Annotated in this window: 24 protein-coding genes and 1 tRNA gene; 12 read left to right on the plus strand and 13 right to left on the minus strand. The window is 55.1% G+C overall.

The features are described 5' to 3' along the window. Positions 1–16 precede the first annotated feature (16 nt). Genes H1D41_RS00375 through H1D41_RS00395 form a run of 5 tightly spaced genes read right to left on the minus strand, consistent with a single transcriptional unit; the run spans position 17 to position 4,094 of the window. The gene (locus H1D41_RS00375) at positions 17–1,201 is read right to left on the minus strand and encodes a vWA domain-containing protein (RefSeq protein WP_228847052.1); all 1,185 of its coding nucleotides are present in this window, start codon (positions 1,199–1,201) and stop codon (positions 17–19) included. Next, complete coding sequence (locus tag H1D41_RS00380) at positions 1,202–1,372, minus strand: hypothetical protein (RefSeq protein WP_157946829.1); 171 nt, start codon at positions 1,370–1,372, stop codon at positions 1,202–1,204. After that, complete coding sequence (locus H1D41_RS00385; protein WP_228847053.1) at positions 1,372–2,751, minus strand: DUF2927 domain-containing protein; 1,380 nt, start codon at positions 2,749–2,751, stop codon at positions 1,372–1,374. Before H1D41_RS00385 ends, H1D41_RS00380 begins: the two co-directional genes overlap by 1 nt. A gap of 51 nt (positions 2,752–2,802) precedes the next feature. Continuing rightward, the gene (locus H1D41_RS00390; RefSeq protein ID WP_228847054.1) at positions 2,803–3,249 is read right to left on the minus strand and encodes a GNAT family N-acetyltransferase; all 447 of its coding nucleotides are present in this window, start codon (positions 3,247–3,249) and stop codon (positions 2,803–2,805) included. Between the two features lie 5 nt (positions 3,250–3,254). Further along, complete coding sequence (locus H1D41_RS00395) at positions 3,255–4,094, minus strand: AAA family ATPase (protein WP_228847055.1); 840 nt, start codon at positions 4,092–4,094, stop codon at positions 3,255–3,257. A 262-nt stretch (positions 4,095–4,356) separates the two neighbouring features. Here H1D41_RS00395 and dksA point away from each other — a divergent pair, with 262 nt between their 5' ends. Then, positions 4,357–4,779, plus strand: coding sequence for an RNA polymerase-binding protein DksA (dksA, locus tag H1D41_RS00400; RefSeq protein WP_107495844.1), 423 nt, complete (start codon positions 4,357–4,359; stop codon positions 4,777–4,779). A 141-nt stretch (positions 4,780–4,920) separates the two neighbouring features. Further along, the gene (locus tag H1D41_RS00405; protein ID WP_228847056.1) at positions 4,921–5,367 is read left to right on the plus strand and encodes a c-type cytochrome; all 447 of its coding nucleotides are present in this window, start codon (positions 4,921–4,923) and stop codon (positions 5,365–5,367) included. A gap of 32 nt (positions 5,368–5,399) precedes the next feature. Here the strand turns inward: H1D41_RS00405 and xth are convergent, their stop codons facing one another. Beyond that, positions 5,400–6,179, minus strand: a complete 780-nt coding sequence (xth, locus tag H1D41_RS00410) for an exodeoxyribonuclease III (RefSeq protein ID WP_228847057.1) — start codon at positions 6,177–6,179, stop codon at positions 5,400–5,402. Between the two features lie 313 nt (positions 6,180–6,492). Between xth and H1D41_RS00415 the strand changes: the two genes are divergently transcribed. After that, the gene (locus tag H1D41_RS00415; RefSeq protein ID WP_228847058.1) at positions 6,493–6,804 is read left to right on the plus strand and encodes a hypothetical protein; all 312 of its coding nucleotides are present in this window, start codon (positions 6,493–6,495) and stop codon (positions 6,802–6,804) included. Between the two features lie 163 nt (positions 6,805–6,967). Here H1D41_RS00415 and H1D41_RS00420 read toward each other — a convergent pair whose 3' ends face one another. Then, complete coding sequence (locus tag H1D41_RS00420) at positions 6,968–7,294, minus strand: HesB/IscA family protein (RefSeq protein ID WP_228847370.1); 327 nt, start codon at positions 7,292–7,294, stop codon at positions 6,968–6,970. A gap of 91 nt (positions 7,295–7,385) precedes the next feature. On the opposite strand from H1D41_RS00420, the gene H1D41_RS00425 reads away from it, so the two are divergent. The 8 genes from H1D41_RS00425 to H1D41_RS00460 all read left to right on the plus strand — a co-directional run bounded on the left by H1D41_RS00425 (position 7,386) and on the right by H1D41_RS00460 (position 14,864). After that, positions 7,386–8,525 (plus strand): deoxyguanosinetriphosphate triphosphohydrolase, encoded by a 1,140-nt coding sequence (locus H1D41_RS00425; RefSeq protein WP_228847059.1) that lies wholly within the window; start codon positions 7,386–7,388, stop codon positions 8,523–8,525. A 102-nt stretch (positions 8,526–8,627) separates the two neighbouring features. Then, positions 8,628–9,074: a DUF4304 domain-containing protein gene (locus H1D41_RS00430; RefSeq protein WP_228847060.1), complete on the plus strand. Its 447-nt coding sequence runs from the start codon at positions 8,628–8,630 to the stop codon at positions 9,072–9,074. A gap of 38 nt (positions 9,075–9,112) precedes the next feature. Next, the gene (gene argS, locus H1D41_RS00435; protein WP_228847061.1) at positions 9,113–10,858 is read left to right on the plus strand and encodes an arginine--tRNA ligase; all 1,746 of its coding nucleotides are present in this window, start codon (positions 9,113–9,115) and stop codon (positions 10,856–10,858) included. 110 nt (positions 10,859–10,968) lie between these two features. Beyond that, a complete protein-coding gene (locus H1D41_RS00440; protein WP_228847062.1) occupies positions 10,969–12,099 on the plus strand; it encodes an SPOR domain-containing protein in 1,131 nt (376 codons plus the stop codon). Further along, a complete protein-coding gene (locus H1D41_RS00445; protein WP_228847063.1) occupies positions 12,099–13,115 on the plus strand; it encodes a glycoside hydrolase family 3 N-terminal domain-containing protein in 1,017 nt (338 codons plus the stop codon). Before H1D41_RS00440 ends, H1D41_RS00445 begins: the two co-directional genes overlap by 1 nt. Before the next feature lie 23 nt (positions 13,116–13,138). After that, positions 13,139–13,942, plus strand: coding sequence for a segregation and condensation protein A (locus H1D41_RS00450; RefSeq protein ID WP_107495853.1), 804 nt, complete (start codon positions 13,139–13,141; stop codon positions 13,940–13,942). Further along, positions 13,932–14,627 carry an SMC-Scp complex subunit ScpB gene (gene scpB, locus H1D41_RS00455; RefSeq protein WP_228847064.1) on the plus strand — a complete coding sequence of 232 codons (696 nt, stop codon included), beginning with the start codon at positions 13,932–13,934 and terminating at the stop codon, positions 14,625–14,627. Before H1D41_RS00450 ends, scpB begins: the two co-directional genes overlap by 11 nt. 36 nt (positions 14,628–14,663) lie before the next feature. Then, on the plus strand, positions 14,664–14,864 hold the full coding sequence (locus H1D41_RS00460) for a hypothetical protein (RefSeq protein WP_228847065.1): 201 nt from the start codon (positions 14,664–14,666) through the stop codon (positions 14,862–14,864). On the opposite strand, the gene H1D41_RS00465 is transcribed toward H1D41_RS00460, so the two are convergent. Further along, on the minus strand, positions 14,861–16,018 hold the full coding sequence (locus tag H1D41_RS00465; protein WP_228847066.1) for an MFS transporter: 1,158 nt from the start codon (positions 16,016–16,018) through the stop codon (positions 14,861–14,863). The two genes, H1D41_RS00460 and H1D41_RS00465, sit on opposite strands and share 4 nt — an antisense overlap. A 76-nt stretch (positions 16,019–16,094) precedes the next feature. On the opposite strand from H1D41_RS00465, the gene H1D41_RS00470 reads away from it, so the two are divergent. Then, a complete protein-coding gene (locus tag H1D41_RS00470) occupies positions 16,095–16,640 on the plus strand; it encodes an Lrp/AsnC family transcriptional regulator (RefSeq protein WP_228847067.1) in 546 nt (181 codons plus the stop codon). Here H1D41_RS00470 and H1D41_RS00475 read toward each other — a convergent pair. The 5 genes from H1D41_RS00475 to H1D41_RS00495 all read right to left on the minus strand — a co-directional run bounded on the left by H1D41_RS00475 (position 16,624) and on the right by H1D41_RS00495 (position 20,599). Continuing rightward, positions 16,624–17,742, minus strand: coding sequence for a 2'-deoxycytidine 5'-triphosphate deaminase (locus tag H1D41_RS00475; protein WP_228847068.1), 1,119 nt, complete (start codon positions 17,740–17,742; stop codon positions 16,624–16,626). The two genes, H1D41_RS00470 and H1D41_RS00475, sit on opposite strands and share 17 nt — an antisense overlap. A gap of 105 nt (positions 17,743–17,847) precedes the next feature. Continuing rightward, positions 17,848–17,924: transfer RNA gene (locus H1D41_RS00480), tRNA-Pro, on the minus strand. A 62-nt stretch (positions 17,925–17,986) separates the two neighbouring features. Further along, positions 17,987–19,150, minus strand: coding sequence for a MerR family transcriptional regulator (locus H1D41_RS00485; protein ID WP_228847069.1), 1,164 nt, complete (start codon positions 19,148–19,150; stop codon positions 17,987–17,989). Positions 19,151–19,166: 16 nt separating this feature from the next. Beyond that, positions 19,167–19,469, minus strand: a complete 303-nt coding sequence (ihfA, locus tag H1D41_RS00490) for an integration host factor subunit alpha (protein WP_228847070.1) — start codon at positions 19,467–19,469, stop codon at positions 19,167–19,169. A 155-nt stretch (positions 19,470–19,624) separates the two neighbouring features. Continuing rightward, positions 19,625–20,599: a beta-ketoacyl-ACP synthase III gene (locus H1D41_RS00495; RefSeq protein WP_228847071.1), complete on the minus strand. Its 975-nt coding sequence runs from the start codon at positions 20,597–20,599 to the stop codon at positions 19,625–19,627. Positions 20,600–20,605: the final 6 nt, after the last annotated feature.

The raw sequence follows: 20,605 nt of genomic DNA on the forward strand, positions 1-20,605 counted from the left end.
ATATGGGGGCAGGGTGTCAACGTGACAGTTCTTTCATGCCACGTTCAATGCCTTTCAGGGTCATGGGAACCATACGGTTTTCAAAGATTTCCTGAATCATGCGGATGGATTGGGTGTAACGCCAATGCGTCTCTGGGATCGGGTTGATCCACATATGTGATGGCCATTGTTCGCGTGCGCGTTCCAGCCAAACCTGACCGGGTTCGTCGTTCCAGTGTTCATTTGCACCGCCCCGATAGGCGATTTCATAGGGGGACATAGATGCATCGCCCACGAAAATACATTTATAGTCAGCCCCATAGGTGCGCAGGATGTCATGGGTGGACATCTGTTCATTCCAGCGCCGGGCATTGTCACGCCAGACACCTTCGTACAGGCAGTTGTGGAAGTAGAAATATTCCAGATGTTTGAATTCATTGCGCGCGGCGGAAAACAGTTCTTCCACAACTTTGATGTAAGGGTCCATTGAGCCGCCCACATCAAAGAACATCAGCACTTTCACCGCGTTGCGTCGTTCGGGCCGGGTTTTGACATCGAGATAGCCGTTTTCCGCCGTGGCCCGGATCGTGCCATCAAGGTCCAGCTCATCCGCCGCCCCGTCACGCGCCCATTTGCGCAGGCGTTTCATGGCGACTTTGATGTTGCGGGTGCCAAGTTCAACGCTGTCATCCAGGTTCTTAAATTCGCGTTTGTCCCAGACCTTCACCGCGCGCTGATGGCGGCTTTCGTTCTGACCAATGCGCACGCCTTCGGGGTTGTAACCATAGGCGCCAAAGGGCGATGTACCCGCCGTGCCAATCCATTTGTTGCCCCCCTGATGGCGCCCTTCTTGTTCTTTCAGGCGCTCTTTCAGGGTTTCCATCAGCTTATCGAACCCACCCAGGGCTTCGATTTCAGCCTTTTCCTCGGCGCTCAGGTGCTTTTCAGCCAGTTTTTCCAACCAGTCCCCGGGGATATCCACCGCTTCCATCACCTGATCCAGGCTGATGTTTTCAATCCCGGAAAAGCTTGCAGAAAAGGCCCGGTCAAACCGGTCAAGATGGCGTTCGTCTTTCACCATCACGGTGCGGGCGAGATAGTAAAACCCTTCGGGATCATAGATCGTCAGCCCGGCTTTCATGCCTTCCAGAAAGCTCAGATATTCCCGCAGGGACACAGGAACACCGTTTTCACGCAGCTTTTCAAAGAAGGGCAGAAACATTTACAGGATCCCGGAACGATCAACGCCAATGGTGATCAGCAGGCCCAGGATCATGCCCAGAATGCAAAACAGCCCGGTCAGCCAAAGCTTGTCAATCCGCGCGCCGTTCATGCGGTTCGCACGACGCAGCCCCAGAAAGGCACCAATCAGGCCAAAGAAAATGATGAACATCAGCTGTCTCCGCTAGTGACGGCGGCTGGTGCAAGATTATCAATCTCGCGCAACCGTCTTTGTATTGTATCCATGCTGCCGTAACCATAACGGCCCCAGGCAATGGCGTTCTGCCGCGTCTCACTGGCCTGTTCTGCCTGGCCCAGCATGTCCTGGGCGCGGGCTTTCAGCATCAGCATGGACGACAACAAAATCGCATTCTGCGCCTTTTCCACCACCGGGCGCGCGCCGTCAATCAGATCAATCACGCCCGCGGCATTCCCGGCTTTCAGGGCCGCAAATGCCAGGCGCTGCGCCACATGGGCGGTCTGCAATTCGGATCCGGGCAGGGCAGCATAGATATCGCCTGCCGCCAGCAATGCTCTGGTCGATCCCGTGTGATCACGACCTGCCAGAAGACGCCCCTGGGCGTAATGACCAAAGGCCTTCAGTTGCGGGCTGAGATTGCGGTTTTGCGCGATGGCAATCGCAGTTTCCGCTGCCTGCAGACGCCGGGCGGCAGAGGCACTGGAATACAGCGCCGTTTCAATGGCCTGATTCCAGTCGACAGGGGCAATTTCGGTGTTGCCGCGCCCGGCCTCAAAGCTGCCTTCGGGGTTAATGCGTTCCAACAGCGACGGCAGGCGCGCCGCCACCTGTTCGCGTGACATGCCAGACCGCAACAGCGGATCATAGGTCAGGCGCAGCATCAGCATGTCAAACCGGGTCAGCACCACGTGGAAATTGTCATCGTTGAACACGCTGTCATTCAGCCGCCAGAGATCATTCAGCGGCCCCAGAGCCTGGGCAAGTTCTTCATGCAGGCAGTCGCGCACATCCTGTGGGGCCTGGTTTTCCGGAATGAAGATCGCCACATGTTCACGTTTTTGCAGCGCCGCCCAGGATGTCCGTTCCTGCGCGCGTTGGCGCTGATATTCCTGCCAGCTGCTGACACCGGGCACAACGATGCAAACCGCAGTGGGCACGGCCCGGCGGATCACGCGGGCGGGCAGGAATTCGACAGTGATATTGGCCCGCGCTTCACCTGAAATCTGGGAAATCTGCACACCGGCCTCGCGCCGCAGACGGGCCAGAAGTTCGGACAGGTCGCGTTGGTTTACTTCTGACTGCGTGCCCGCCATGCGCAAAGTGACCGGACCTTCGAACCGGGTGAAAACCGGCAGGGCCTCGCCATTTTCAAGGCGGAAGGTCAGATCAAGAAAATCCTGCGCCAGTGCCCGGTTCGAACGTGTTGCTGTGGCGGTGGTTGCGCCCTGAAACATCCGCATCGCGGGCAGGGTGTCGGGCGCGGGGCTGATGGCTGGGGCCGTGACACAGGCCGACACTATAAGAGGAAGCGCAAGGCTGCCCATGATATGTCTGAAATCTGCGATCTTCATAGGCCTGCCTCCCTTATTGTTCTTATATAGGTGTGTCGGGGATGATTGCGATCAGCCTCGCTGATATTTGATGAAATCCGAAAGCACACCGATGCGATCATAAAGCTTGCGGGCGTTTTCGTTGAAATCCTGGGTCAGCCAGTAGACAGAAGGCGCACCGGCTTTGTCGGCCTCGGCGTAAACCGCCTCAATCAGGGCGCGGCCGATCCCCAGACCACGCACATCCGCATCCGCCCAGAGATCCTGAAGATAACAGGTGTTCTCAATCTTCCAGCCGTGGCGGTGATAGAGGAAATGGGTCAGACCCACAGGTTTGCCTTTATGTTCAGCGATCAGACAGGAAAAATCCTGCGGATCATCGCCGAGAAGTCGCGCGAAAGTAGACTGATAGATTTCCTCTGGCAGTTCCGTTTCATAAAACGCCAGGTAGTCTTTCCACATGCGACGCCAGTCAGTCTCGTCAGAGGTCAGAAGGGGGCGGATCACAAGTTCAGTCATATCGGTTACCTCTGGCTGCGGGCCATGAAGGCCAGGCGTTCAAACAGATGCACATCCTGTTCATTTTTCAAAAGCGCCCCATGCAGACGGGGCAGGGCGGATGTGGCATCGGATTTCAGATCTTCGGCGGACAGATCTTCTGCCAGCAACAATTTCAGCCAGTCCAGAACCTCAGATGTCGAAGGCTTCTTTTTCAGACCGGATTGTTCGCGGACCTCATAGAATTGGGTCAGCGCCTGGGTCAGCAGACTTTCCTTGATGCCCGGGTGATGGACCTCAACGATCTTGCGCATGGTGTCCATATCCGGGAAACGGATGTAGTGGAAAAAACAGCGGCGCAGGAACGCGTCTGGCAGTTCTTTTTCATTGTTGGACGTGATGATCACCACCGGGCGGTTTACGGCCTCTACGGTTTCGCCAGTCTCGTACACATGGAACTCCATCTTATCGAGTTCCTGTAAAAGATCGTTCGGAAATTCGATGTCGGCCTTGTCGATCTCATCAATCAGCAGCAAAGATTTCTGTTCCGCTTCAAAGGCCTGCCACAGCTTGCCCTTGCGGATGTAGTTCTTCACATCATGAACACGTTCGTCCCCCAGCTGACTGTCACGCAGGCGCGAAACCGCGTCATATTCATAAAGGCCCTGCTGCGCCTTGGTGGTGGATTTGATGTGCCATTCCAGCATCGGCAGCTTCAGGGCATCAGCCACCTGTTTGGCAAGCTCGGTCTTCCCGGTGCCCGGTTCGCCTTTCACAAGCAAGGGGCGTTGCAGCGCCACGGCCGCATTCACCGCCACAGTCAGATCGTCGGTGGCAACATAAGAATCGGTTCCGGTGAATTTCATAATCTCAGGCCTTCTGTTCGCCGGGCAGGGCAGTGCGCCGGGGGAATTTCGCGCGACAATAGCAGAAGCAGACGGCACGACAACACCTCAACCGGGGCTAACTCAACTTCCTGGAACTGTTTCTAGACAAGCTGAACTGATCGGTGTAATGCAGACCCCAGAGAGAGGGAGCCGGAAGGCGGACTCGGGACCTGGGGGAAATGACGCACCCCCGATCACTGGCGAGTTATGCCCCGGCCATAATTGATTAACGGGAGCGGGTATGAAAGCTGAAGTTTTCCTGCCAGAGGATTATCAACCGGCTGAAGATGAGCCGTTTATGAATGATCGCCAACTGGAATATTTCCGACGGAAACTGATCGCCTGGAAAGATGATATTCTGGAAGGCAATAAAGACACAATTGAAGGTCTGCAGGACAATACACGTAACATCCCTGATGTTGCGGATCGTGCATCTGAAGAAACTGATCGTGCGCTTGAACTGCGCACACGGGATCGGGAACGTAAACTCGTCAATAAAATCGACAGTGCGCTGCGGCGTATTGAAGAAGGCGAATTCGGCTATTGTGACAAAACCGGGGAACCCATTTCCCTGAAACGTCTCAATGCCCGTCCGATCGCGACCATGACCCTGGAAGCCCAGGAACGTCACGAACGTCGCGAGAAAGTGCATCGCGACAGCTGATCTGCTGTGACAACAGATTTAAAAAGCCGGCCTCGCGCCGGCTTTTTTATTGGCGATTGATCTGTGTCAAACCGTGTATCTGTTAACTATGTTTCTTCCAGAGGTTGAGCGCGGGGATGCGCGAAATCTTATGAGGACAGAATGAAAGCGTTAAATATTGTGGCCGCTTTGCTTGGCGGTTTGGTGAGTACCTCTGCGATCGCTGCAGGGGATCCGGAAAAAGGTGAACAATTGTTTAGCCGCTGTGTGGCCTGCCATGTGATCATCGACAATGACAATAATCTTCTGGTGGATGGGGGCATCACAGGCCCGAACCTCTATGGGGTGATTGGTCGTATTGCCGGAACTGAAAACGATTACCTGAACGGCGGACCACGCCTGCCGGTTGGGATGTTTACAGATTCCATGAAAGACGCGGGGGCCGCGGGCCTGGTCTGGACGGAAGAAAATCTTGCGGCCTTTGTTGCAAACCCGATTGGGTTTGTGCGGGAATACACCGGAAATGACCGGTCTCGCGTGAATATGAGTGTTCGTTTCCCGCAGGGGGGCGAAGACATCGCAGCCTATCTCGCGACATTTACGCAATAAAAATTGCGCCCGGATTGATCCCGGGCGTTCTCTTATGCGGCCAGTTTTACCCAGACCGGCACGTGATCGCTGGGTTTTTCATACCCGCGGATTTCTGAATCGATCTGGCAGTCTTCCAGAAGATCGGCGCAGTCTGACGACAGCAGGAAATGATCAATCCGGATCCCGTCGTTGCGGTTCCAGGCCCCGCGCTGAAAATCCCAGAAGGAATAGGTTTCAGGTGCTGCGTTGCGTGCGCGCAGGGCATCCGTAAACCCAAGGTTCAGCAGGCGACGCCAGGCCGCGCGGCTTTCCGGGCGATACAATGCATCTTCTGTCCAGTTTTCCGGATGTTTCGCATCTTCGGCCTGAGGGATGATGTTGTAATCGCCCGCCATCAGGAAAGGTTCTTCAAATTCCAGCAGCTGGCGGGCGCGGGCTTCCATCCGTTCCATCCAGGCCAGCTTGTAATCATATTTCGGCCCGGGCACCGGATTGCCATTGGGCAGGTACAGCCCACAGATCCGCACGGCTTTTTCGCCCATCACGGTCGCTTCGATCCAGCGCGCCTGTTCATCACTGTCGTCGCCCGGCAGGCCGCGACGGATATCTTCCAGCGGCAGCTTTGAGAGGATCGCAACCCCGTTGAAGCTTTTCTGCCCATGGGTTTCCACCTGATACCCCATGTCTTCAAAATGCTCGCGCGGGAAGTTTTCATCGACAGATTTGATTTCCTGCAGGATCGCCACATCCGGTTTGCGCATCTCGAGCCAGTTTGTCAGGGCGTTCAGCCGGGCTTTGATGCCGTTGATGTTATATGTGGCGATGATCATGGCGCTCTCCTTATGTCTTTCCTGTTTCGCCGGGTTTGGCCGCTATTGCAAGGGGTGGGGGAAGTGAACCCGCGGTTAAAGGCACGTGCGCCTGATATGCATAACATGTGCATAGGATGTGCATGGATTGTGTATGCGATATTCTGGTGTTTTGGTCTGTTTCAAGCACTCACAGCCCTGTGTGCATGCGTGAACAGACCTCACGGTTCTGTGTCTTGAAGGTGATCTGAAGCACCCCCAAATCAATCACATCGGAAGCAACAAGACTTCCACCGAAATGAAACAACATCCAGACCCTTGAAAGGTTAACGCTATGAAAACTGTAATCGCATCCATCCTCGCCCTGACTGTTGCTGCTCCTGCTTTTGCGGGTGCCAAAGATGTTGAAGCTCACTTCGCCCAGGACAACACCGGTATTGAAAGTGTTGTTGTTGAACGATCTGCCCCGGTTTCTGCAGAAGCTGTTGAAATCTTTGAAAACCTGGCGGCTGAAGCTGGCACCGGTATCGAGACCCAAGCCAACCCATCCGTTGGCGCAACCCTGTCCTCCAAGGGTGGTGTGAACCCGGTAGCCGCCGCATGGTTCGCAGGCCAGCTGGCATCTGAGAATGCATCTGACCGGTAAGGTTAAAGGTTAATAACTTTGATGAAACAAAAAGGCCCGGAGAAACCTCCGGGCCTTTTTGTATTGACATAAGGGTATTGAAAATAAAAAGTTTTCCGGTTTTCCGGTTTTCCGGTTTTCCGGTTTTCCGGTTTTCCGGTTCGGGGTTCGCTAAGTCGCTACTTTACATGGAAAAACTTGTGCCACACCCGCAAGCGCTGGTCGCATTTGGGTTCTCGATGGTGAAGCGCGCGCCAATCAGTTCATCAGTGAAATCAATCACCGCATTGGCGAGAAACGGCAGAGAGACAGAGTCAATCACAACCTTCTGTCCGTCGCCTTCCAGCACCAGATCATCGTCAGACGCGTCATCCAGCTTAATCTCATACTGAAACCCGGAACACCCCCCGCCTTCTACGGCAATACGCAGCGCCTGGGGCGCGTCAGCGGCCTCATTGATTTCAGCCAGACGCTCATATGCGCGTTTTGTCACGCTCGGGGGCAGTGTCAGGGACATTTTGGACCTCAGTTCGCGGTATCTTTTTACTTCTTCTTTAATATAAGGGTGTGGATAACTGGCGACAACAGCGAGATCGGGCAAAATGACATTAAAACCATATGCTTCGCATCCGGATGCAAGCAAAGGACGCTTGTTTGCAGAGGAAGAGAGCGCATTTCGCTCTTGTTTTCAAAGGGATCGTGATCGGATCATTCACGCATCTGCCTTCCGGCGTCTGAAACATAAAACCCAGGTTTTTGTTGAACATGAAGGCGATTATTACCGCACGCGCCTGACCCATTCGATTGAGGTCGCCCAGGTCGCCCGTACAATCGCCGGCGCTTTGGGGCTGAACACAGAACTGACCGAAGCCGTCGCGCTGGCCCACGATCTGGGACACACCCCCTTTGGCCACACCGGCGAAGACGCGATGGAAGAGATGATGGCGCCTTTTGGCGGTTTTGATCACAACGCACAGGCCCTGCGGATTGTGACATCTCTGGAGCGGCATTACGCGAAATGGGACGGGTTGAACCTGACATGGGAATGCCTGGAAGGGATCGCCAAACACAATGGACCGGTCACAGGTGATCTGCCGTATGCGCTGAGTGATTACAACGCGTTACATGATCTGGAACTCGGCACCTGGGCCTCTGCCGAAGCCCAGGCTGCAGCGATTGCCGATGACATTGCTTACAATCATCACGACTTGCAGGATGGTCTGCGTGCGGGGCTGTTTACGATGGAGGACATCGCGGAACTGCCTCTGTTAAAGCCCTGCTTTGAAGAAGTTGATGCGTTGTACCCCGATCTTGATCAGGATCGTCGCCGTCATGAAATCCTGCGCCGGTTCTTTGGTATTCTGGTGGGAGATGTGATTGACGTTGCCCGTGCCAACATTGCCACACTGAACCCAAAATCTGTGGAAGACATCCGTTACGCAGGCCGGGGGATGGTTCTGTTTTCAGACACCGTTTTCGAGGATCTGAAGATCGTGCGCGAATTTCTCTTCACCCGCATGTACCGGGCCCCAAGTGTTGTGGAGATGCGTAAGAAGGTGACGCAGGTGGTGAAGGATCTGTTCCCGTATTTCCTTGAAAACCCACAAGAGCTGCCCGACAACTGGCAACGTGACATCTCTGATCCCGCAGACAAGGTGATGCTGGCCCGTCTGGTCGCTGATTATGTGTCCGGCATGACGGACCGATTTGCGTTAACCGAGCATGCAAGGTTGATAGATTAGCCCGCGAAGATCCCGATACTTTTTAAGTGACAGGAGCGCTCATTGTTTCACAAACTATTCAGACGATCACAGGTTTCCGCGGGCAGTGCGGACAGGAAAACTATGGAGCTGGCACTAAAAGAAGTTTGTGTACCAGCTCTGAGGACGTTGGGCTTCAAGGGATCGTTTCCTCATTTTTATAAAAACTCTGATGGTTTTGTTGAGTTGATCACTTTTCAGTTTTTCTCGGCCGGAGGGAGCTTCTGTGTGAATCTGGGTTACGTAGATTTCGAGGGGAAAAACGTCAGTTTGGGACAGGATACAGAGATATCGAAGTTGCGTGTCAGCTCTACGAAAGACTTCCGCAGAATGGGTGCGGTAGCCGATGGGGACCGCTGGTTTTGCTTCGGTTCGACAAGTTATGGAACGCGCAGAGGTCAGCCCTTTTCCGTTAAAGAACTGGCGGAACATTGCAGTGCGCTATTCAAGACAGATGCTGAAATCTGGTGGCGCAGCAAGAAAGATGCTGAATGCGAAGCTGTCGCAACCGACATTGACCCCACGCCCTGACATGTTAAACCACGGCTAACTGATAAAGGACGCCTAACATGAACCTCTTTGCTGATATTCGTGCGCTTGTGATTGATTGCCTGGATGCAATGGTTGCGGAGGGTGCGCTGCCTGCTGGTCTGTCTTATGACAATGTCACCGCAGAGCCGCCCCGCGATGCAGCCCATGGCGATATGGCGACCAATGCGGCGATGGTTCTGGCGAAGGCTGCGAAATCCAAGCCACGTGATATTGCCGAGGCTCTGGCAGCAAAGCTTGCCGAAGATCCGCGCGTGACCTCTGCTGAAGTGGCTGGTCCGGGGTTCCTGAATCTGCGTCTTGATGCGGCGATTTGGCAGGGACTGATTGGTAAAGTTCTGGAAACAGGCACTGATTTTGGTCGTTCCGACATGGGTGCGGATCAAAAAGTAAACGTGGAATATGTTTCCGCCAACCCAACCGGGCCGCTGCACGTAGGTCACACACGGGGCGCGGTTTTTGGCGATGCACTGGCGTCCTTGCTGGATTTCACAGGCTTTGACGTGACCCGTGAATATTACATTAACGATGGCGGTGCGCAGGTGAATGTCCTCGCCCGGTCCGTCTATCTGCGGTATCTCGAAGCCCACGGTCAGGAGGTTGCGTTCGAAGACGGAACCTATCCTGGTGATTATCTTGTGCCGGTCGGGCAGGCGCTGAAAGACAAAGTTGGCGATGCCTGGGTCGGTCAGCCCGAAGACGTCTGGCTGGAAGAAGCGCGTGAATTCGCGACCGAAGCCATGATGGATCTGATCCGCGCCGATCTGAAGGCGCTTGGCGTTGAAATGGATGTTTTCTATTCCGAAAAATCCCTATACGGCACCGGCCAGATCGAAGCCGCGATTGATCGTCTGCAAAACGATGGCCTGATCTATGAAGGCGTGCTTGAGCCACCAAAAGGCAAGAAGCCGGATGATTGGGAACCGCGTGAACAGACGCTGTTTAAATCCACGGAACACGGCGATGATGTTGATCGCCCAGTGAAGAAATCTGATGGCTCCTGGACCTATTTCGCGCCGGATATTGCCTACCATTACAACAAGGTAGAACGTGGGTTCGACCTTTTGATCGACGTCTTTGGTGCCGATCACGGTGGCTATGTGAAACGGATGAAGGCGGCTGTGTCTGCCCTGTCCGGTGGCAAGGTGCCGCTGGATATCAAGCTGACGCAGCTGGTGAAACTGTTCAAAAATGGTGAGCCGTTCAAAATGTCCAAACGGGCGGGTACCTTTGTCACCCTGCGCGATGTGGTTGATCAGGTTGGACCTGATGTGACCCGTTTCGTGATGCTGACCCGGAAGAACGACGCACCGCTGGACTTTGATTTTGACAAAGTGCTGGAGCAAAGCAAAGACAACCCGGTATTCTACGTACAATATGCCCATGCGCGGGTGAATTCTGTGCTGAAGAAAGCTACAGCAGCAGGCGTGCCTGTGGATAATGCAGCGCTTCAGGCGGCAGATTTGTCTGCTCTGGATCACGAGGCAGAACTGGCCGTCGCTAAGAAAATCGCATCTTTCCCACGTCTTGTGGAAACGGCTGCGCGTACGAATGAACCACATCGTGTTGCGTTTTACCTGTATGAGCTCGCGTCAGATTTCCATGCGCTTTACCACATGGGCAAAAACGACGAAGGGCTGCGTGCCTTGCAGGAAGGCAACATTTCGCTGTCTCAGTCGAAAATCGCGCTGGCCCGTGCAGTTTCCGTTGTTATTTCTGCCGGCCTTGGTATTCTTGGCGTCAAACCGGTAGACGAAATGCGTTAAAGCGGGCCCGACAAGAGGTCTTTGCACTCGCTGCCGGAGGTTTGAGGCAGAGAGTTCCGCTTATGTGAACCCGGGAAACACCGGGGCAGGGCGGACGGAAAGGCAAGTTTATGTCGGGATATGATTACCCTGATTCCGCAGAGCATTTTACCCATCATCCGGGACTGCAGGGCGTACGCCGTAAAGTAACGCCGCGCAGAGTCATGCCGCAGCAACAACATATTCATCCGGCTCATGGTGGTCCGCAGGCGCATTATGCAGACCCTGGTTATGCTCCGCAGATGGCGGCGCATGGTCCTTATGCGCAACAGCAGTTTGCACAGCCTCAGCCCGCCGCCCCGCAATATTATGCAGAAGATCCGGGCTATGCGCCTGTTGATCCTGTGCCTGCGCAGGCTGCGGTTCAGTCTTCGCCGGTTTACTATCTTGGCGCGCTGCTGTCTCTGGGGCTTGTCGCTGCTGCCGGTGTCTGGGGCTATCAGCTTGCGATGCGTGATGTGAATGGCATTCCGGTTGTGCGTGCGCTTGAAACAGAAGGGCGCATTCAACCGACAGATCCTGGTGGTCGTCAGGCCGCGCATCAAGGGCTTGCGGTAAATGAAGTTCAAGCCAATGGCGAAGCAACGGCAGCCGCCGATCAGCTGATCCTGGCCCCACCGCCGATTGATCTTCTGGATGGTGATCAACCGATTGCCGCGATTGTGCCCGCGTCCATTTCCACAGCACCTGCATCCCGCAACAGCATTGAAATCGCTGTCGCAAATGCCGTTTCTCAGGTCGAAGGGCAGGCCACAAGCGCCGAGAATATCGAAGGGCGCATTCCTGCGTCTGTGCCAGGTGTGTCCCGTTCCCCGGTTCCGGGCCTGCGTCCGGCGCTTGATCTGAACAGTTATAATCGTCAGCCCGTCGAGGTTGCAGCCGCGACGGATGCAGCTGCAGTTCAGCTGGCGGCGGCGGCCTCTGTGGATGCAGATCCGTCCAGCATTGTCCCTGGCACTTTCCTTGTACAGCTGGGCGCGTTTGACAGCGAAGATATTGCCCGCAGCCAGTGGGATTCCATATCTGCACGTTATGGTGACTTCTTTGAGGGAAAACAGCGCGTTGTTCAGATATCTTCACGTGGTGGACGTGACTTTTACCGTCTGCGCGCCGCTGGATTTTCCACAATGTCTGATGCGCGTCAGTTCTGTTCAGAAGTCATCGCACGGTCAGGCAATTGTATCCCGGTTGTCGTACGCTGATGGCCCTTTCACATGACACGGGGGCTTATATCTTCGGTTGCGAAGGTCTGACCCTGACCCAATCTGAGGCCGCGTTTTTTAAAGAAGCGCGGCCTGTTGGTTTCATCCTTTTTGCCCGAAATCTGGATAATCCTGATCAGATCCGGCGTCTGACCTCTGACCTGCGCGATGCCGCGGGTCATGACGCGATGGTGCTGATTGACCAGGAAGGCGGGCGGGTTGAACGTATGGCTGCGCCGCATTGGTCCAGCTGGCTGCCGCCGCTGGATCAGATCGCGCTGGTTACTGCTAAGCAGGGTCGTGAAATGGCTGTGCGGTCAATGTACTTACGCTATCAGGTGATTGCAGCGGAACTGCTGGCCAGTGGCATTGATGTGAATTGCGTGCCTTGTTCTGATGTGATCCGCGATGAAACCCACGCTGTCCTGCGCAATCGCTGTTATGGCGAAGCCGTTGATCTGGTTGCCGAAGTTTCCCGCGCGGTGGCGAAGGCAAATCTTGACGCGGGCGCATTGCCTGTGATGAAACATATGCCGGGGCATGGGCGTGCGACGCTTGATAGCCACCTGAAACTGCCCCATGTCGCGGCCAGTTCTGATGATCTGCAGAATGTGGATTTCGCGGTGTTTAAGGCGCTTTCTGATCTGCCTTTGGGCATGAGTGCGCATATTGTTTACGAAGCCCTGGGGCAGACCGGCCCTGCAACAACGTCGGCTGAAATGATCCGCCTGATCCGCGAAGATATCGGCTTTCAGGGCCTTCTGATGACCGATGATCTGTCGATGGAAGCCCTGTCCGGCACGCCGGGTGAACGCAGTGCTGCGTCGATACAGGCCGGTTGCGATGTGATCCTGCACTGCAATGGTGAATTGTCCGAGATGGAAGATGTTGCCGCCTCTGCCGGTCGTATGAACGATCGCGCGCGGAACGCCGCGAGTGCAGCGATGGATTTGCGCAGGAATGGCGTCCCCGTTGACATTTCGCAGACGATGGCTGAACTTAACACGCTGATTTAATCCCTTTCTCTGCGGAAGCTTTTATGGCCGAACAGAACACATCTCTTTTCGATCAGAGCGATGCAGATCGCGTCGCCCGTCGCCTTGCGGCGGAGGCTTTGATCGTTGATGTGGAAGGGTTTGAAGGCCCGCTTGACCTGTTGCTGACCCTGTCACGCACGCAAAAGGTGGATCTGCGCCGGATTTCTGTGCTGGAACTGGCGCATCAGTATTTGACCTTTATTGAAACCGCGAAAGAACTGCGGATCGAACTGGCGGCGGATTACCTGGTGATGGCCGCCTGGCTTGCCTTCCTGAAATCACGCCTGCTTTTGCCACCGGACCCCAGTGAAGAAGGCCCTTCCGGTGAAGAACTTGCCGCACACCTGGCCTTCCAGTTGGAACGCTTGGAAGCCATGCGCAAATCTGCAGCGCGGCTTATGGCACGCGACCAGAAGGGCCGGGATTTCTTTGTGCGCGGGCAGATCGAAACTGTGGAACGTGTGCGCAAAGTGGCCTATACGGCGACGCTGTTGGATCTGATGCAGGGCTATGCCCGTCTGCGGACCCGCGATGATTTCCGCCCCTTTGTGATGGATCGCGATGCGGTTTTCACGATGGAACAGGCGCTGGATCGTCTGCGCAGTCTGATCGGTTATTCGGGTGACTGGACAGAACTTGTCAATTACCTGCCCGAAGGCTGGGCAGAGGACCCTGAAAAACGCCGATCCGCCACGGCTGCGACTTTTGCCGCAAGCCTTGAGCTTGTCAAAGAAGGCAAAATTGAATTGCGTCAGGGGGATGTTTTCGCCCCCATTCAGATCAGGAAACGATCCGATGAACGATGAAATAAGTGACATGAACATTCCGGCCCAAAAAGCTGATCGAAAAGAGAATTCTCTATTTGAAGCCCCACCTGAAGCCGAACAGGAACGCATGGTGGAAGCCTTGCTGTTCGCCTCTGCAGAGCCTCTGACCATCAAGGAACTTCAGGGGCGTTTGCCGCATGGTTGTGATGCGGCCGAAGCGATTGCTTACCTGCAGAAACGCTATGAAGGGCGCGGTGTGCGGATTGTGCGCACGGGCGATGCCTGGGCCATGCGCACGGCACCTGATCTGTCGTTTCTTATGCATAAGGAAGTGGTCGAAACCCGCAAACTGTCACGCGCGGCGATCGAAACCCTGGCGATCATCGCCTATCATCAGCCTGCCACCCGGGCAGAGATTGAAGAAATCCGGGGGGTTTCCGTTTCTCGTGGTACGATTGATCAGTTGCTGGAAATGGAATGGATCCGTATTGGCCGCCGTCGCATGACACCTGGTCGCCCGGTGACTTTTGTTGTGACACAGGAATTTCTTGATCAGTTCGGCTTAGAAAGTGCGCGTGATCTGCCGGGCCTGAAAGAGCTGCGTGCAGCTGGCCTGCTGGACAACCGTCCGCCACCTGGTCTGATGCCAGGACCGATGGGGGATGAAAGCGAAGTGATTGACGATGAGGATCACGAACAAAGTGAATTGTTTGAGGATGAGTAATCTGTATATTAGATCTGTTCCCCGGAGGTTGATGGTATGAATGCAAATATGATTTTTCGCCTGCTGCTGCGCTTCGGTCCGCAGTTGTTTGCGCAGTTCAACAAGCGTCGCAATACGCAACAGGACGGTGATGTGGCGCAGCCAGGTCAACCAAATCAGCCACCTGCACCAAATGGCCAGAATCTTCAACAAAGCGCCCGTATGCTGCAACGCCTGATGCGGATGTTCCGGATCTAAGCTGTTTCTATGTTCTGCACCTGACGCAATCGGGCGATTGTTGCCTCCAGCGCGCCCAGAACGGCAAGCCCGGCAGAGAGATACATGCAGCCTTTCAGTCCGGCCCATTCAAAACCGGGCCGGAAAACCAGGGTCGCACCAAAGACGCTGAGATACATGATCATCGAATTCAGCCCCAGGATTGCGCCGCGTTGTGACGGATCAATTGCGGTCAGGCGGGACACAGTCAGCGTCAGACCCGCGTGCTGGAACATGCCCCAGAAGAAAACACCCACCAGCAAACCGGTATAGTACAGATCAACTGTGGTCAGGGTTGCATAGAAAATCGCAAGACAGCTGAAGACAGCGATCAGCCCGCGACGCGGACCTACCTTGTCAAGATATGGATCAGCCAGCATCGACAAAGCAAACCCCAGACCATAGGACAGGGTCAACAGCCCCGCATCGCTGACCTGAAGGCCCATGTTGCGTTCCAGATGCGCGCCCAGGTAGTTGTAGATCCCGTAGAACCCACCGCCCAGCATCAGCACCGCAAAGAGACCGGGGATGACTTCGGGCAGGCGCAGGGCACGCAGAGGTGATGTCACCTGCCCACGTGCAGGCGCTGTTTCAAGGCGCAGACGGGTGATGCCCAACGTTGCAAAGGCCAAACCGACTGCCAGCAACACATAAACCATGCGCCAGCCTGCAAAATCGGTGATCCAGGCAGACAAGGTGACACCGCCTGCCATGGACAGCGTCCACCCGGTTAACACGCGCCCTATAACCTGTGCTTCCCGTCCTTTAGGCGCCAGATGCGCAGCCAGGGCATAGGTTGCGGGCAGGGCAACGCCTGCGGCGAGACCGGCGATCGTCTGTGCTGCGATCAATATGAAAAGAGTGTTTGCAAGCGCAGTGACCGCCAGAGCCAGGGTCATGATCAGAAGTGCCACCTTCAGTGCCCGGTCTGCGCCGAAACGATCCACCAGCGGGGCAAAGATCACGGCAGAAAAGGCCACTGCCAGCCCATACAATGCCATGGCCGAAAGAACATCGGTTGCTTCTGTCAGACCGATGCCCATGGCGACGGCTGCAGCGATGGGGGACAGCACAAGAGAGTTAGACCCGACAATGCCAACGGTGCACATCAAAAGGGTCACAGGGGAACGCAGCATGATCTCGCCTTTACTGAACGTGTTTCGAGATGTTATGCCTATGCCCGAATAAAATTCGGCAACAGGGGTATTTCGCATGAAGCAGGAAAAAACAGATAATCTTCAGCCAGGCGGTGTGTCAGCCCCACGCTTTGATGCGATTGACCGAAAAATATCCGCCGCGCTGGTGAAGGACGCCGGGCGCAGTTTTGCGTCGCTGTCAGAGGAAATAGGCCTGTCGGCAGCGGCCCTGCATGAACGGGTGAAACGCCTGCGTGCGAATGGGGTGATCCGGAGGACGCAGGCGGCACTGGATGGCGCGAAGATCGGCAAGCCCTTGCTGGCCTATATCCATGTGACCACAGCTGGCTGGGGGATTACGCCGGGGCTGATGAAGATCGCGCAATTGCCCGAGGTTGAAGAAGTGCAAACCGTGACCGGGGACATCAGCGTGATTATGAAAGTGCGCGTGTCCCATTCCCTGGCGTTGCAGGGTTTGCTGGCGCGGCTTTACAAGTTGAAAGAAGTCCGCGCCACCAGCAGTCATGTTGTGCTGTCCACCCACCAGGAACGTCCTGTGCAGGCAGAAATTACCGAAGATCTGGGCAGTGAAGTGGCTGTGGGGATTATCCCAGAGGTTTGAAATGTTTGGACAGTTTCAGACCCTGGCCCTGGTAGTTGGATGCAATACCCGCGCCATAAAGGGTTTCCGGTTCTGACGCCATTTTTTCATAAACCAGACGCCCGACAACCTGACCATGTTCCAGGACAAAGGGGGCTTCGTGGCAGCGAACTTCCAGCACGCCACGCGACCCGGCACCTCCGGTTGAGGAATGGCCAAATCCCGGATCAAAGAAGCCCGCGTAATGCACGCGGAATTCACCAACCATGGCCAGATATGGCGCCATTTCGGCCGCGCAGTTCGGTGGAATAGTCACGGCTTCGCGGCTGACAAGGATGTAAAATGCACCGGGATCCAGGATAATGCGGCCATCATTCGTGTGGATGGGCTCCCAGTAGTCTGCCGGGTCGTAATGGGCGATATTATCCAGGTCAATCACGCCGGAATGGGGTTTTGCGCGGAAGCCGACAAGATTGCCATTTTCAGGTTTCAGATCGACCGAGAACCCCAGGCCATCACTGATCAGCGCATCACCGGATACCAGACGATCTTCAGCGTGAATAGCGCGCAGATCATCATCTGACAGAACAGATTGTCCCTGCCGAAACCGAATCTGGTTCAGTCGCATTCCCGGACGTACAAGAACGGAAAAACTGCGTGGGCAGATCTCAGCGTAAAGCGGGCCGGAATACCCGGCAGGGATACGGTCAAACTCTGCGCCGCCATCGGTGACAACCCGGGTCAGCAGATCAAGGCGACCGGTAGAAGATTTCGCATTGGTAACGGCGGTGATGTCATCTGGCAGGGCAAGGCCTTCCATCAGCTCAACCACGTAAACGCAGCCTTTTTCCAACACGACGCCCGGTGTCAGGGCGATTTCATGCATCTCAAATTCGCCAAGACGATCTGCAACTTTATTCCCGGCACCTGCAAGGAACGATGCCCGTACGCGCCAGGCCCGCAGCCCAAGACGCAGATCAAGAGAGGCAGGTTGCACCTGGCCATCCACATAGGGTTGTGTTGCTGTGATCTGCCCGGCTTCAGTCATGCGCTGAATCAGGTGATCAGGCAGAACGCCAATTCTGCTGTCGTTTGTATCAGGTGACAGAGAAGCAGAAGCCATGGGCGATATCCTTTCAGAACAGTCTGATCTTGCTCCGCCCGGGCGGAATCAGCGCCAGAATAAACAAACGGCCCGCTACCACAAGGGCAGGGGCCGTTTTGTTCGTGGTCGGGCTAGCAGGACTCGAACCTGCGACCTTCCGTCCCCCAGACGGACGCGCTACCAGGCTGCGCCATAGCCCGAACTGACACCTTACATAGCGGTTTTATGGCCGGGGGCAAGATGGAAATTTCGAAAAATAAGATCAGCGACCGGCCATACGGTTGCGCAGGGTTTCAAGGCGGGTCGTTGCCACTTCAAGCGCCGGGCCAGCGGATACAAGCATTGGAAATGCCGTGTTCAGAATGACCGCCAGCACCGGTTGTTCGCGAAGAAAAACAACATCGTTAGCCGGGTCTTCGGGAACTGCTATTGTTTCGATTGCCGCAGGGATGGCTGCATCCGGGATATTTTCGTCCGATGCTTCGGTATCAGCGATCTGGGCTGAGGCCAGATCTGTCTGGTCTGGATCGGACAGTGCTGGGGCGGGAGCGTCCTCTGGTTCTTCGGATGTCCCGGCCGATCCGGTTGACAGAACAGCCGTGTCCCCCGGGGTTTCGGACAGGGGGACTTCTCCAGTGGCAGCGACTATTTCATCGGGAGCGGGTGTTTCAGGGGGCGTTGGTATCTCTGTTTCAATCGCGGCATGCGCGGGAAAATCTGATAGTTGATCGTCAGCGACAATCTGGTTTTCCTGCACAGGCGTTTCTGGAACAGTCGGTTCCATCAGCGAAAACAGATCTGGTTCATCGGTCACATGACTGACCTCTTCAGAATGAACATCCGGGCGTTTCACTGGCTTTTCAGACAAAGCAACAGCTGCCTCTACCGGTTTCTCGACAGAGAGAGGCGCAGGATCAGGTGTCCCTGGCAGAGGCAACTGCGCCGGTTCGGAAACTTGTTCTGGCAGTGATGTTTCCGGCGTATCAACGGGGGCATTTAGCGGAGATTCGTTGTTCACGATTGCGTCTTCGGATGCTTCCGGAATGACCGGAGATTCGATCGTAGCATCAGGGTGAAGATCAGCCAATGCAGGCTCCGGCTGTGATTTCGTGGTTGTGACGTCCGATTCCTGCTGGTCGGATACAGTTTCTTCCAGAGGGCGGGACAAGGCCTGCACGACCTTTACCCCATCTGTTTTCAGAAACCGGGCAGCGTCTTTGATCGACATATTGTCTTCATGCAGCAACTTTTTGAGGCCGCCAAGCAAAAGCATGTCAGCGGGCCGGTAATAGCGTCGACCACCCGCACGTTTCACAGGGGAAACCTGCCGGAATTTACTTTCCCAAAATCTCAGAACATGGGCAGGTGTTTCCAGCCATTCTGAAACTTCTCGTATTGTGCGGAAAGCATTGGCCGACTTTGCCATAATTCATTGTCCGTGTTCAGGAATTTCCGCCCCGTTCTACACGGGATTTCATCAGATGCGAAGGGCGGAATGTCATCACGCGGCGCGGATGAATCGGAACTTCTTCTCCGGTCTTCGGATTGCGCCCAACGCGTGCGGACTTGTCGCGTACAGAAAATGTACCGAAGGAAGAGATTTTTACAGACTCACCTTCGACCAGCGCATCAGAAATTTTTTGCAAAATGGATTCGACAAGCTCGGATGATTCATTTCGTGACAAACCGACTTCGCTAAAAACGGCTTCGTTAAGATCCATTCGCGTTAAAGTGTTGGTGCTCATGATTTTTCCTTGTAACCCACATTCTCTCGCAGACAGTTTATGTCGCGCTGAAATTCAAAGTCAACATGTGCACTGGGTAGTTATTTTGCAAAAAGCCAGCAAAGAGCTTTTTAAAGTGCAAAAGATTCAGCCGCAGGTTTGTGGGGTTTTGGCTGTCACCACCGAAGCGCGACAGCACCCCAGGCAAGACCGCCACCGATGGCTTCTGTTACCAGAAGGTCACCCTGCTTAATCTGACCATTTTCATGACCAACAGACAGGGCCAGCGGGATAGAGGCGGCAGACGTGTTGCCATGATCCTGAACCGTTACGATGACTTTATCCATCGGCAGGCCCATTTTCCTGGCCGTGCCCTGAATAATGCGGATGTTTGCCTGATGCGGAACGATCCAGTCGACGTCAGTTTCAGCGACGCCCGCTTTCTCAAGCGCCTTGTGGGCCGTTGATGTCAGCTTTTCGACAGCCTGACGGAACAGGGGATTGCCCTGCATACGCAGTTTACCGGAGGTGCCGGTGGTGGAAACGCCGCCATCGACATACAGCATCTGGCGATACCGGCCATCTGAATTCAGATCACAAGCCAGAATGCCACGATCATCGGATGTGCCCGCGCATTCCTGTGCCTCCAGGACCAGCGCGCCTGCACCATCGCCAAACAGCACGCAGGTCGAACGGTCGGTCCAGTCCATAATGCGCGAAAATGTTTCGGCACCAATCACGATCACACGTTTGGCCTGACCAGAAACGATCAGCGCATTGGCATTGGTCAGCGCATAGACAAACCCGGCACACACCGCCTGAACGTCATAGGCAAAGCCTTGTTCCATGTTCAGTTCATTCTGCACCATTGTGGCAACAGAAGGGAACGTCAGATCCGGGGTAGAGGTTGCGACAACAATCGCGTCGATATCGGAAATATCCAGACCGGCGTTCTGTAGTGCATGGCGTGCTGCAATGGTCGCCAGTTGCGAGGTGGTTTCACCTTCGGCGGCAAAATGCCGGCGTTCAATCCCGGAACGCGAGCGGATCCATTCATCGCTTGTGTCCAGCGTCTCTTCAAACTCTGCGTTTTCAACGACGCGCTTTGGCAGGTAATGCCCGACACCACGGACCACGGCTCTAATTGTCATTCGGGT

The organism is Halocynthiibacter styelae, assembly GCF_016123485.1.
GTDB lineage: Bacteria > Pseudomonadota > Alphaproteobacteria > Rhodobacterales > Rhodobacteraceae > Halocynthiibacter > Halocynthiibacter styelae.

Excerpts from the sequence above, each read along its gene's own strand:
- H1D41_RS00440 (WP_228847062.1), top strand. The coding sequence starts at position 10,969 with ATGTCGGGATATGATTACCCTGATTCCGCAGAGCATTTTACCCATCAT.
- H1D41_RS00425 (WP_228847059.1), top strand. The coding sequence starts at position 7,386 with ATGACATTAAAACCATATGCTTCGCATCCGGATGCAAGCAAAGGACGC.
- H1D41_RS00395 (WP_228847055.1), bottom strand. The coding sequence starts at position 4,094 with ATGAAATTCACCGGAACCGATTCTTATGTTGCCACCGACGATCTGACT.
- H1D41_RS00465 (WP_228847066.1), bottom strand. The coding sequence starts at position 16,018 with ATGCTGCGTTCCCCTGTGACCCTTTTGATGTGCACCGTTGGCATTGTC.
- H1D41_RS00380 (WP_157946829.1), bottom strand. The coding sequence starts at position 1,372 with ATGTTCATCATTTTCTTTGGCCTGATTGGTGCCTTTCTGGGGCTGCGT.
- H1D41_RS00390 (WP_228847054.1), bottom strand. The coding sequence starts at position 3,249 with ATGACTGAACTTGTGATCCGCCCCCTTCTGACCTCTGACGAGACTGAC.
- ihfA (WP_228847070.1), bottom strand. The coding sequence starts at position 19,469 with ATGAGCACCAACACTTTAACGCGAATGGATCTTAACGAAGCCGTTTTT.
- H1D41_RS00375 (WP_228847052.1), bottom strand. The coding sequence starts at position 1,201 with ATGTTTCTGCCCTTCTTTGAAAAGCTGCGTGAAAACGGTGTTCCTGTG.
- xth (WP_228847057.1), bottom strand. The coding sequence starts at position 6,179 with ATGATCATCGCCACATATAACATCAACGGCATCAAAGCCCGGCTGAAC.
- H1D41_RS00405 (WP_228847056.1), top strand. The coding sequence starts at position 4,921 with ATGAAAGCGTTAAATATTGTGGCCGCTTTGCTTGGCGGTTTGGTGAGT.
- H1D41_RS00470 (WP_228847067.1), top strand. The coding sequence starts at position 16,095 with ATGAAGCAGGAAAAAACAGATAATCTTCAGCCAGGCGGTGTGTCAGCC.
- H1D41_RS00485 (WP_228847069.1), bottom strand. The coding sequence starts at position 19,150 with ATGGCAAAGTCGGCCAATGCTTTCCGCACAATACGAGAAGTTTCAGAA.
- argS (WP_228847061.1), top strand. The coding sequence starts at position 9,113 with ATGAACCTCTTTGCTGATATTCGTGCGCTTGTGATTGATTGCCTGGAT.
- dksA (WP_107495844.1), top strand. The coding sequence starts at position 4,357 with ATGAAAGCTGAAGTTTTCCTGCCAGAGGATTATCAACCGGCTGAAGAT.
- H1D41_RS00415 (WP_228847058.1), top strand. The coding sequence starts at position 6,493 with ATGAAAACTGTAATCGCATCCATCCTCGCCCTGACTGTTGCTGCTCCT.
- H1D41_RS00495 (WP_228847071.1), bottom strand. The coding sequence starts at position 20,599 with ATGACAATTAGAGCCGTGGTCCGTGGTGTCGGGCATTACCTGCCAAAG.
- H1D41_RS00385 (WP_228847053.1), bottom strand. The coding sequence starts at position 2,751 with ATGAAGATCGCAGATTTCAGACATATCATGGGCAGCCTTGCGCTTCCT.
- H1D41_RS00475 (WP_228847068.1), bottom strand. The coding sequence starts at position 17,742 with ATGGCTTCTGCTTCTCTGTCACCTGATACAAACGACAGCAGAATTGGC.
- scpB (WP_228847064.1), top strand. The coding sequence starts at position 13,932 with ATGAACGATGAAATAAGTGACATGAACATTCCGGCCCAAAAAGCTGAT.
- H1D41_RS00430 (WP_228847060.1), top strand. The coding sequence starts at position 8,628 with ATGGAGCTGGCACTAAAAGAAGTTTGTGTACCAGCTCTGAGGACGTTG.
- H1D41_RS00460 (WP_228847065.1), top strand. The coding sequence starts at position 14,664 with ATGAATGCAAATATGATTTTTCGCCTGCTGCTGCGCTTCGGTCCGCAG.
- H1D41_RS00445 (WP_228847063.1), top strand. The coding sequence starts at position 12,099 with ATGGCCCTTTCACATGACACGGGGGCTTATATCTTCGGTTGCGAAGGT.
- H1D41_RS00450 (WP_107495853.1), top strand. The coding sequence starts at position 13,139 with ATGGCCGAACAGAACACATCTCTTTTCGATCAGAGCGATGCAGATCGC.